This is a genomic window from Sphingopyxis sp. LARHCG72, assembly GCF_052871675.1.
Genome location: NZ_JBIXJU010000015.1, coordinates 22,981 through 33,267 on the forward strand (window position 1 = coordinate 22,981; position 10,287 = coordinate 33,267).

Annotated in this window: 6 protein-coding genes and 4 pseudogenes; 9 read left to right on the plus strand and 1 reads right to left on the minus strand. The window is 60.1% G+C overall.

Annotation, left to right across the window (positions count from 1 at the left end; translation table 11 throughout):
• Positions 1-445: 445 nt before the first annotated feature.
• The 8 genes and pseudogenes from ACIPPQ_RS21285 to ACIPPQ_RS21320 all read left to right on the plus strand — a co-directional run bounded on the left by ACIPPQ_RS21285 (position 446) and on the right by ACIPPQ_RS21320 (position 9,188).
• Positions 446-1,078 (plus strand): hypothetical protein, encoded by a 633-nt coding sequence (locus ACIPPQ_RS21285; RefSeq protein ID WP_446546045.1) that lies wholly within the window; start codon positions 446-448, stop codon positions 1,076-1,078.
• A 242-nt stretch (positions 1,079-1,320) separates the two neighbouring features.
• Positions 1,321-3,120 (plus strand): hypothetical protein, encoded by a 1,800-nt coding sequence (locus ACIPPQ_RS21290; RefSeq protein ID WP_446546046.1) that lies wholly within the window; start codon positions 1,321-1,323, stop codon positions 3,118-3,120.
• Positions 3,121-3,128: 8 nt separating this feature from the next.
• Positions 3,129-5,699 carry an RHS repeat-associated core domain-containing protein gene (locus tag ACIPPQ_RS21295; RefSeq protein ID WP_446546047.1) on the plus strand — a complete coding sequence of 857 codons (2,571 nt, stop codon included), beginning with the start codon at positions 3,129-3,131 and terminating at the stop codon, positions 5,697-5,699.
• Positions 5,696-5,986, plus strand: a complete 291-nt coding sequence (locus ACIPPQ_RS21300) for a hypothetical protein (protein ID WP_446546048.1) — start codon at positions 5,696-5,698, stop codon at positions 5,984-5,986. Before ACIPPQ_RS21295 ends, ACIPPQ_RS21300 begins: the two co-directional genes overlap by 4 nt.
• 237 nt (positions 5,987-6,223) lie before the next feature.
• A pseudogene (locus ACIPPQ_RS21305) lies at positions 6,224-6,358 on the plus strand (transposase); the annotation flags it as partial.
• Between the two features lie 203 nt (positions 6,359-6,561).
• Positions 6,562-6,909: an IS66 family insertion sequence element accessory protein TnpB gene (gene tnpB / locus ACIPPQ_RS21310; RefSeq protein WP_446546049.1), complete on the plus strand. Its 348-nt coding sequence runs from the start codon at positions 6,562-6,564 to the stop codon at positions 6,907-6,909.
• A 59-nt stretch (positions 6,910-6,968) separates the two neighbouring features.
• A pseudogene (gene tnpC / locus ACIPPQ_RS21315) lies at positions 6,969-8,589 on the plus strand (IS66 family transposase).
• The gene (locus ACIPPQ_RS21320; RefSeq protein ID WP_446546050.1) at positions 8,586-9,188 is read left to right on the plus strand and encodes a plasmid pRiA4b ORF-3 family protein; all 603 of its coding nucleotides are present in this window, start codon (positions 8,586-8,588) and stop codon (positions 9,186-9,188) included. The pseudogene tnpC (ACIPPQ_RS21315) and the gene ACIPPQ_RS21320 overlap by 4 nt, the downstream one beginning before the upstream one ends.
• A 52-nt stretch (positions 9,189-9,240) precedes the next feature.
• Here the strand turns inward: ACIPPQ_RS21320 and tnpC (ACIPPQ_RS21325) are convergent.
• Positions 9,241-9,912: pseudogene (gene tnpC, locus ACIPPQ_RS21325) on the minus strand (IS66 family transposase); the annotation flags it as partial.
• On the opposite strand from tnpC (ACIPPQ_RS21325), the pseudogene ACIPPQ_RS21330 reads away from it, so the two are divergent.
• A pseudogene (locus ACIPPQ_RS21330) lies at positions 9,907-10,287 on the plus strand (RHS repeat-associated core domain-containing protein); the annotation flags it as partial. The pseudogenes tnpC (ACIPPQ_RS21325) and ACIPPQ_RS21330 sit on opposite strands and share 6 nt — an antisense overlap.

The window sequence follows — 10,287 nt, forward strand, 5'->3', positions numbered from 1 at the left end:
CCTCCAGCGCCGGCCTTCCCGAGAAACTACCCCCCAGGAGAGAAACGCCTCGGTCGCCAAGAATGGGTCATAGTCCACGCTCGGCGAGTCAAGGGGAGGCGCATCGGGGGTGATTTCGTTCATCCATCCTGAATCGACCCGTTAGCTGCTCGCACAGAGGATTACCGCCTTTTCAGCGGCGCACCCCTTCATTCCGGCGGCCGGAACTAACGGGCAGATTGTTGACCGGGACAATTCGCCTCCATAGCCCGGCCTGGATGACCGGGGGCGTGTGTATGGGAATGGCTCGAATAATATCCGCTCTTGTAGCTGATCCTGCCAACAGGGGATCGGCGTTCGCGGTGAAGCCCATCAGCTTCGACGTCACGGGGCAGCTGCCGAACGCGGCATGCACCGGCCCCCTGTCCGTTACAGAGAGCCGGATTTTTGAGGTGGAGAGCCGGGCATGAACAAGCCATTACGGCTCATGGCCACATGCTCGACGCTTGCGCTGATCGCCATGACCATGCCTGCCGGAGCCAGCGAGACGCAGAGCTACGCCTATGATGCGTTGGGAAGGCTCGTCGCGGTGAAGCATGCGGGGTCGGTGAACGCTAACCAGGCACATTCGATCTGCTACGATCCCGCGGGCAACCGCACCCAATATAAAGCGGACGCGTCGGGGGCGCTCGCTGGTTGTGCTCCGATGCCGACGCCCACACCGACACCGACTCCGACGCCCGTTCCTACGCCAACGCCTGTTCCAACGCCCACTCCAGCACCCACTCCGACGCCGACACCCACTCCGACACCAACGCCGACTTACCCCGTATTCCCGGTCGACTCGCGCCAGCTGACACCAATTGCGCCGCCGCTGTACTATGGCCGCTTTTATCCGGATGGCACGGTCGAAGTGTTCATGATGCCATGGGGTGCCGGGGGGACGCCGAAGAGAACGATGAACCGGTACAGCGTCGAGCCGGCTCCGCCGGGAGCACCGCCCGGACTTTATGCAGGACCGACGCCCTATCCGCCCGATGTCCTGTTGCGCGCCATCATCGATAAATATCTGGTCACGATCTACAAGCCGACGGGCTGATGAAGGCGCGGGAGGTTCGGCGATCCCGCCGAGCTTGCGACGCGCAATCATTATCATTCAATTGAACAAAAGCCAGGCACGAGGGGGAGGCTATGCGACGAACTGCAGCGTTGAGGAACGGCCGCGACCGTCGCCGAGCCGGACCGAAGGCGAGAGTCTGTTCCGCGGCTCTATGGCTCGCGTCCGTGGCGGCGACTTTGCCTGCGCCAGCACGGGCGCAAGAGGACCCTCCGATCCCGCCGGTGGAATTGCCGACGGTCGACCGCAACGGGGTTAATTTGCTGGATGGCGATTTGCAGCTTCCCCAAATCGAGCTCACAATGGGCGAGGGCCAGAATGCCATGACCTATTCGAGCATGGCGAGCAGCAAATTCTGGCGGCACAATTTTCAGATGGTGATAAGCGAGCCGGCGGTCAACTGGATGAGCATCCAAGCCGGAAACACGGCTGCGATATTCAGATATATGGGTGAGACGCCCACCGATTATGTCTATGCTCCGTCATGGAAGAACTCTGCGCAGTACTTCCATGTCAACAAGAGCAGCGGCTATCATTTCGTCGACCGCGACGGAACGGAGATTTTGTTCCATCAGCTGATCGACGGACATGTGGGATCATATCCAGGCGTTTTTGGCGGCGGCCGGGCGGCGCTGGCCACAAAGCTGATCCGGCCCTCGGGCGAGATTTACAACTTCTACTACAAATCGTTCAAGCATCCGGACCGAGATGCCTATGGCGCGCGATTGCAGTCGGTGGTGAGCAGCAGGGGTTACATGCTCAAGTTCACCTATGCGAGCAACGATGTCGTCACCGGCCTGAGCAAAATCTACAGCTTGAGCAAGGTGACGCTGATCAACCGGGCGATCGACTATTGCGATCCGGCGTCGGACAACTGCGCTGTGGCGAGCGGCAAGTGGCCGGAAGCGACCTACGCCATTGCCGCGATCCAGCAGGTCAACAGCTATAAGGACGTATTGGGCCGAACGGGTTTCTATCGCCGCGGCCGGCCCCCTGCTACGGAACTGCCGCCGATATTCCCAGATTATGACCTGCGCTTTCCGTTGCCGATCCTAGGCTACAAGCGCCCGAATACCAGCGCCATTGCCTATACAACGCCCTTCACCGATGGGACGACGCCGTTCGTGGGCACCGAGGATGTCACGGTTGGCCATAGCCCGCACAACATCACGCTTGGCGGCCCATGCTGCCGCGTGGGAAGCATCAAGACCGCGGACGGCACGACGAGCTATGCCTATAACTATAATCCGGCCCTGACTGTTGTAACGGATCCGCTTGGCAAGGCGCGTGCCTATGTTTTCAAGCCATTCCCGACGTGGGACGGCGCGACCGACCAGCAGCTGAGCGCGATGAAGGACGAACTGGGCCGAGTTACGACCATCATCTATAGTCCCGAGCAGCGCCCGGTGGAGATCAACTATCCCGAAGGAAATAAGGCGCTTTACGCTTATAATGCGCTGGGGCTGACCACAAAGCGCATATTGCGGCCGAAGCCCGGCTCGGGGCTGGCCGATATCGTGACGGAAGTCGGATATCTCCCGGACAATGTGTTCTGCGAAAATCGGAAGCTATGTGCGCAGCCGCTTTGGACGCGGGACGCCAAAGGCAATCAGACCGACTATGCCTATGATCCGGCGCACGGCGGCTTGCTCACAAGGATGGGGCCGGCCCCCTCGCCAGACGCGGCCCGTCCGCTCACGGTGCGCAGCTATGTCCAGAAATACGCCTATGTGAAGAATCCGGCGGGTGCCTTGGTTCAGTCCGAGGCACCGATCTGGATGTCCGCAAGCGAGACAGTCTGCCAGACAGCCGCGGGAAGCAGCACGCCAACGTGCGACGGCGGCGCCCCCCAGCTGATCACCACCTATGAATATGGCGCCGATGGCACGCCAAACAATCTCTGGCCGCGCGGTGTTGCCGTGACGGCTGGCGGCGAGACGCTGCGCACTTGCTATGGCTATGACGACTGGGGCCGCAAGATCAGCGAGACGAAACCGGCCGCCAATCTGAGCGCATGTCCGTGAGCGGGGAAATGGCGTTGAAGCGGACCTTCCGGCTTCTTGCCGCAGTCCTCGGGCTAGGCATGGGCGTTGCGGCGCAGGCGCAGTCCTCGCCATCAGCCTATACGAGCGCGACGCGCTACGATGCGATGGGACGAGTGACCGGTACGATCGCACCCGACCCGGATGGCGCGGGGCCGCTGGCCTTTGCCGCGACACGGACGACTTATGACAATTTCGGCCGGCCGATAAAAGTGGAGACAGGCGAGCTTGCCGCCTGGCAGGCGAACGCGGTCGCGCCGGCGAACTGGCCTACAAGAATTGCGTCCCCGACGACAGGCTTTCTGCTGCTGTCGTCGGTGGAGACGAGCTATGATGCGCTCGACCGCAAGAACAAGGAGATCACGCGCGGGAGCGACAAGGCGATCGTGTCGCTGGTCCAATACAGCTACGACGCGGCTGGCCGGCTCCAATGCACCGCGCAGCGAATGAACCCGGCTATCTTTAGCAGCCTTCCGGTCAGTGCCTGCACGTTGGGGGCGGAAGGAAGCTTCGGCCTCGACCGGATCACCCGCAACGAATATTATGACGATGGCCAGCTCAAGAAAGAGGTGCGCGCCTATGGCACGCCGCTGGCTCAGGACTATGCGACCTACACCTATAATGCGAACGGCAAGCAGACGAGCCTGACCGACGCGCGGGGCTATCGGGCCGAGATGGCCTATGACGGTCATGACCGGAAAATACGGTGGAACTTCCCGTCGCCGACTGCGACCGGCACGGCCTCGACGAGCGATTATGAGGAATATGGCTATGATGCAAACGGCAACCGCACGAGCCTGAGGAAGCGCGACGGCTCGACGATCACCTATCAATATGACGCCCTCAATCGAAACACGATCAAAATCATTCCCGAACGCACCGGATTGAATGCGACCTATACGCGCGACGTCTATTATGGGTACGATCTGAGGGGGCTTCAAACCTACGCCCGATTTGACAGTGGCTCGGGTGAGGGTGTCGCCACCAATTATGATGGTTTTGGCCGTGCGTCGTCGTCGTCACTGACGGTCGATGGTGTGACTCGGACGCTCCAATATGGTCACGACAAGAATGGCAATCGCACCGAGTTGACGCAGCCGAACGTATCAACGACCACATATGCCTATGATGGCCTCGACCGACTGGCTACGATTTTCCAGGATGCGTGGACGACTAGCGTTGTCAGCTACACTTATAACAATCGCGCCATGCGCGCGACCCAGACCGGACGCTTCGGCTCGGCAACGACGTTCGGATATGAACCCGCGGGGCGTCTGAAGACTTTGTCGCTGGATCTTGGCGGCAATGCGCAGGATGTGTTTTTCAGCTTCAGCTATACGCCGGCGTCGCAGCTTATGCAGCAGACGGGCAGCAATGACGCCTTTGCCTGGAAGTCACCCAGAGACATCGACAACCGCTATGTAACGAACGGGCTCAATCAATATACGGGCGTTGGGATCAACAGCTACGTCTATGACGCGAATGGCAATCTGATATCGGACGGCGGCACCTCCTATGTCTACGATGTCGAGAACCGGCTGGTAAGCGCTAGCGGCGCGTCGAATGCAGCGCTGCGTTACGACCCGCTGGGACGATTGTACGAGACAGTTGGCAGCGACGCGACGACGCGGTTCCTCTACGATGGCGATCAACTTGTCGCCGAATATGACGCGGGCGGTACATTGCTGCGTCGCTATACGCATGGCCAGAGCGTCGATGATCCTGTGGTCTGGCACGAAGGCAGCGGGCTCTCGAGCCCGCTCTGGCTGCATGGCGACCGCCAGGGCAGCATCATCGGGGTCACCGACAGCACAGGGGCGGCGGTCGCGATCAACAGCTATGATCCATTTGGCGTTCCGGCGACCACCGCGCTCGGCCGGAACGTCTATGGGCGCTTCGGTTATACCGGACAGGCGTGGATTCCCGAGCTGGGCATGTGGTACTACAAGGCTCGGATCTATTCGCCGACCCTCGATAGATTCCTACAGACCGATCCCATCGGATATGACGATCAGCTCAACCTCTACGCATACGTCGGCAATGACCCCGTGAATTCTACGGACCCGAGTGGGGAGGAAGGCATTGGTTGCTGGACCACACCGGGCGGTTGCGGTCCTCCGCCACCGTCGCCTGAGGAAGAAATTGTAGTCACAGGCAGCACAATTGCATTTCCCATCTCAACTGCGGGCTCTCGAATTGTTTCGACTGTGGAGGTCGTGGGAGCTAGACTACTGGGCCCGGTCTTGGCGATTTTGAGCTTATCAGGCGATAGTTGTAAGAATTGTGCAAGTTACAATAAGCCACCGACAGATGCGACAGACTCAACGGGTGCAAAGGCTCCTGGAAAACCTGGGGCAGCTGAGGGATTTCGAGATCCAAAAACCGGACCACGATGGGGAAAAGCTCCAAATGGAAGGCCCGGTTGGGTAGATGACAAAGGGAACGTATGGGTTCCGACCGGACCTGAAGGGGCACCGAATGCCCATGGCGGGCCTCATTGGGACGTACAAAAACCCGGAGGAGGGTATACCAACGTATACCCGGGAGGAAATAGAAGATGAGAGAACTGATAATAAAGCAGCTTGAATTTTATTCGTATGCTGACGAAAAAAACTTTTTTAAATGGATTGAGTCTATAAATGAAGTTAATGATGTAAAAGGAAGGGCGGACGAGATATTAATTAAGATTTCAGATAATATTTCTAGTGAAAGCCTGAGAGAAATTATAGCAATTTTTTCTAGATATTGCATTGAGATGACTCAGCTTTCTCAATTTAAAAATATAGAAAACGAGGATTGGTTTTTTGACGACGAGATGTATTGGTTTAATCGAATTTTTAAATCGTAGGATATATAATATATAGAATCTCCACAATATATTTTAGTTATCGAGATCTCTCCTGATTTTCTTATATCTGTAATTAAAAATTATGCCTTAAATAAACTCGCAGATAAAACGGCAAGGTCTTCGGATGATTAAATCATCGGCATATCATTCGTATTCCTCCGAGGAGGGCCGCCTTGCGCTGTTGGTGCCGTGGCGTAGGTGACTGTGGCTATGGATAGCCATATTGATATCGAGCATATGGGTGTGAGGCGCCTGGAGGTGGTCAACACTGGGCGTCGGCGGCGCTGGACGCGGGATGAGAAGCTGCGGATTGTTGAGGAGAGTCTGGGCGAAGGGATTTCCGCCTCGGCCGTGGCGCGGCGTCATGGGATTTAACCGAGCCACCTGTTCGGTTGGCGCAAGCAGTTTTGCAGTCGGCTTGGAGAAGTTGCGGGCTCGGGTTTTGCGCCAGTCGTGATCGGCGTGCCAGCGCCGGACAGACGGCTTGAAGTGGCGATGCGTAACGGTCGCCGCCTTTTGGTGGGGTCGGATATCGCCTTGCCCAGGCTGATGGAGATCGTCGAGGCCCTCGATCCATGATCCCGGTCCCAGCGGGCGCGCGGATCTGGATGGCCATGGGGCACACCGATATGCGGCGCGGCATGCACGGCCTCGCCCGGCAGGTTCAGCATGGGCTTGGGCGCGATATATTCGCGGGCGACGTTTTCATTTTCCGGGGCCGCAGTGGATCGCTGTGCAAGATCCTGTGGCACGACGGCATCGGTATGTCGCTCTACGCAAAGCGGCTCGAGCGCGGACGCTTCATATGGCCGTCGGCGAAGGATGGCGCGGTGTCGATTTTCGCATCGGCGATGTCCTGCCTGCTCGAAGGGATCGACTGGCGCAACCCCCAGGCGACATGGCGTCCGAGCATGATCGGATAAGGATGTTTTTGGGATAAAAAGCTTCATGATTCCGAGAGCTTATGATATGAGCCGACCCCATGAAGAGCGGCGGATATGCTTCAGTTTTGAGCCTGGAAGAGACCCTCGCGCGCCTCGCTCATGCCGAGGCCGAAGCCGCCCGCATCAAGGCCATCAACAGCGACCTCGAAGCCCGCAACGCGCTGCTCGAGCTCCAGAACGCCAAGATGAAGATCGAGCTATTCGGACAGCGCTCTGAACGCAGCCGCCGTCTCGTTGACCAGCTCGAGCTCGGTTTCGAAGAGGCTCAGATCTCGGCGAGCGAAGACGAGGTTATCGGCGAAGTCGCGGCGCGCGACACCCCCGTCCGCGCCTTTGAACGCAAGCGCCGCGCGCCGCGTAGCTTCCCCGACCACCTCCCCCGCGAACGCATCGTCATTCCGGCGCCAACAAGCTGCCCCTGCTGCGGATCGGACAAGCTCTCCAAGCTCGGCGAGGATGTCACCGAGACGCTCGAAGTCATCCCGCGTCAGTGGAAGGTCGTGCAAACGGTGCGCGAGAAGATCAGTTGCCGCGCCTGCGAGAAGATCACACAGCCGCCGGCGCCCTTCCATGTCACCCCGCGCGGCATGTTCGGCCCGAGCTTCCTCGCCATGCTCCTGTTCGAGAAGTTCGGCCAGCACCAGCAGCTTAACCGCCAGCAGGGCCGCTATGCCCGCGAAGGCGTCGATCTCAGCCTCTCGACGCTCGCCGATCAGGTCGGCGCCTGCGTCGCCGCGCTGAAGCCGCTGACCCTGCTGATCGAAGCGCACGTCAAAGCGGCCGAACGGCTCCATAGCGACGATACGACCGTCCCGGTGCTCGCCAGGACGAAGACGGTCACGGGCCGCATCTGACCTATGTCCGCGATGATCGCCCCTTGGCGGTCCCGCGCCGCCGGCAGCCTTCTTTCGATATTCGCGTGATCGGGGCAGCGGACATCCGCTCGCCCATCTCGAAGGCTATTCCGGCACCGTACAGGCCGATGCCTATTCCGGCTACAATGCCGCGCTACGCGCCGCGCCCGACCACGCACCGCTCACCCGCGCATTGTGCTGGGCGCATCGCAGGCGACCCTTCTTCAAGCTCGTCGATCTCGCGACCCTCGCGCGCAAGTCGGGGACCAAGGAGCCGTTCATCATCTCGCCGCTCGCCCGCGACGCCGTCGACCGGATCGACGCGATCTTCGCCATCGAGCGCGACATAAACGGCCGCGCCGCCGACGAGCGGTTCACCATCCGGCAGACGTTGGTCCGCCCGCTCGTCGAGGATCTCGAGGCCTGGATGCACAGCACTCGCGCCGAGCTGTCGCGCCACGATCCCGTTGCCAAAGCCATCGCCTATATGATGAGCGGCTGGGCCGATTTTACCCGCTTCCTCAGTGACGGACGCATCTGCATGACGAACAACGCCGCCGAACGCGCCCTTCGCGGTATCGCTCTCGGGCGCAAGTCGTGGCTGTTCGCCGGGTCCGATCGTGGCGGCGAGCGCGCCGCCGATCTCTATTCGCTCATCGTCACCGCCAAGCTCAATGATATCGATCCGCAGGCCTGGCTCGCCGACGTCCTTGATCGCATCGCCGGCATCCCGCAAAACCGGCTCCACGAGCTTCTCCCCTGGGCGTGGCGGACACGCCAGCCCGCACTTCAGGCCGCCGCATGACCCTCATCGCCCGTCTCAAGATCATCCTCAAGGATGTCGAACCAAAGGTCATGCGCCGCATCGAAGTGCCGCTCTCGATCCGGCTCGACCGGCTTCATACCACCATCCAGGTCGCCATGGGCTGGACCGACAGTCATCTCTACGAGTTCCGCTTCGCCGGCGATGCCGCATTCGGCATTCCCGACCCCGACTATCTTTCTAGCACGAGCGACGCACGCAGGACCACCCTGCGCGCCGCGCTCGAAGACTGCGGCGGCAAGTCCTTCCACTACATCTACGATTTCGGCGACTATTGGGACCATGTCGTCACCGTCGAGCGCATCGAAGCCGGCATGCCCGGATTTCCCTATCCGTCACTCCTCGCCGCGACGGGCCAATGCCCGCCTGAAGATGTCGGCGGTCCCCCAGGATATGACACCTATCTCGAAGCACTCGCTGATCCCGAACACCCCGAGCATGAAGACATGCTCGAATGGGGGGCGACTGATTTCGACCCCGACAAAATCGATATCGCAGACATCGCGATACGCCTCACCGATCTCGCCATGAAGTGGCAACCCAAACCACGCCGAAAAGCTGGCTCCACCACAAAGTCATAGCTCCCGCGGTCTTCCTCGGATGCTTACTATCATTCTATTGTAACCGGTGTTCTCAGGCCACGGCAGACCATGGCATGAGTTGGCCGACGCTGTTGGCGGGATGGCCGTTGGCGAGGCTGATGAGCGTCTCGGTGAGCCATGTGTGCGGATTTATAGCGTTGAGCTTGCAGCATTCGATGAGCGTGGCGATGACGGCCCAGTTGTCGCCGCCTTCGTCGGAACCGGCGAAAAGAGCATTTTTGCGATTGAGGGCGAGCGGCCTGATCGATCGTTCGACGGTATTGGAGTCGAGATCGATGCGTCCGTCATCGAGGAAGCGCACGAGGCCATCCCAACGGATTAGGGCGTAGCGGATTGCTTCGCCAAGCTTGCTCTTGGCGCTGATCTGGCGGCCGCGGGCGACAAGATATTGATGAAGCTCGTCGATGATGGCGCGGCTGCACTCGGCCCGCACGGCGCGGCGCTGCTGGGCGGGTGAACCGCGCACGTCGTCCTCGATGGCGTAGAGCAAGGCGATGCGGCGCAGCACCTCTGAGGCAACCGGCGACGTCTCGGCCAGCTCATAGAATTTGCGGCGCACGTGGGACCAGCAGAATGCGAGCCGGATCTGCTGGCGGCGTCGGGCGAGCGCGGCGTAGCCGCCATAGCCGTCGACCTGGAGGATGCCGGTAAAATCACCGAGATGCGCGTGAGGACGCTCGGCCTTGCGATCTGGCGCATGTACGAGACAGTTGGCAGCGACGCGACGACGCGGTTCCTCTACGATGGCGATCAACTTGTCGCCGAATATGACGCGAGCGGTACATTGCTGCGTCGCTATACGCATGGCCAGAGCGTCGATGATCCTGTGGTCTGGCACGAAGGCAGCGGGCTCTCGAGCCCGCTCTGGCTGCATGGCGACCGCCAGGGCAGCATCATCGGGGTCACCGACAGCACAGGGGCGGCGGTCGCGATCAACAGCTATGATCCATTTGGCGTTCCGGCGACCACCGCGCTCGGCCGGAACGTCTATGGGCGCTTCGGTTATACCGGACAGGCGTGGATTCCCGAGCTGGGCATGTGGTACTACAAGGCTCGGATCTATTCGCCGACCCTCGAT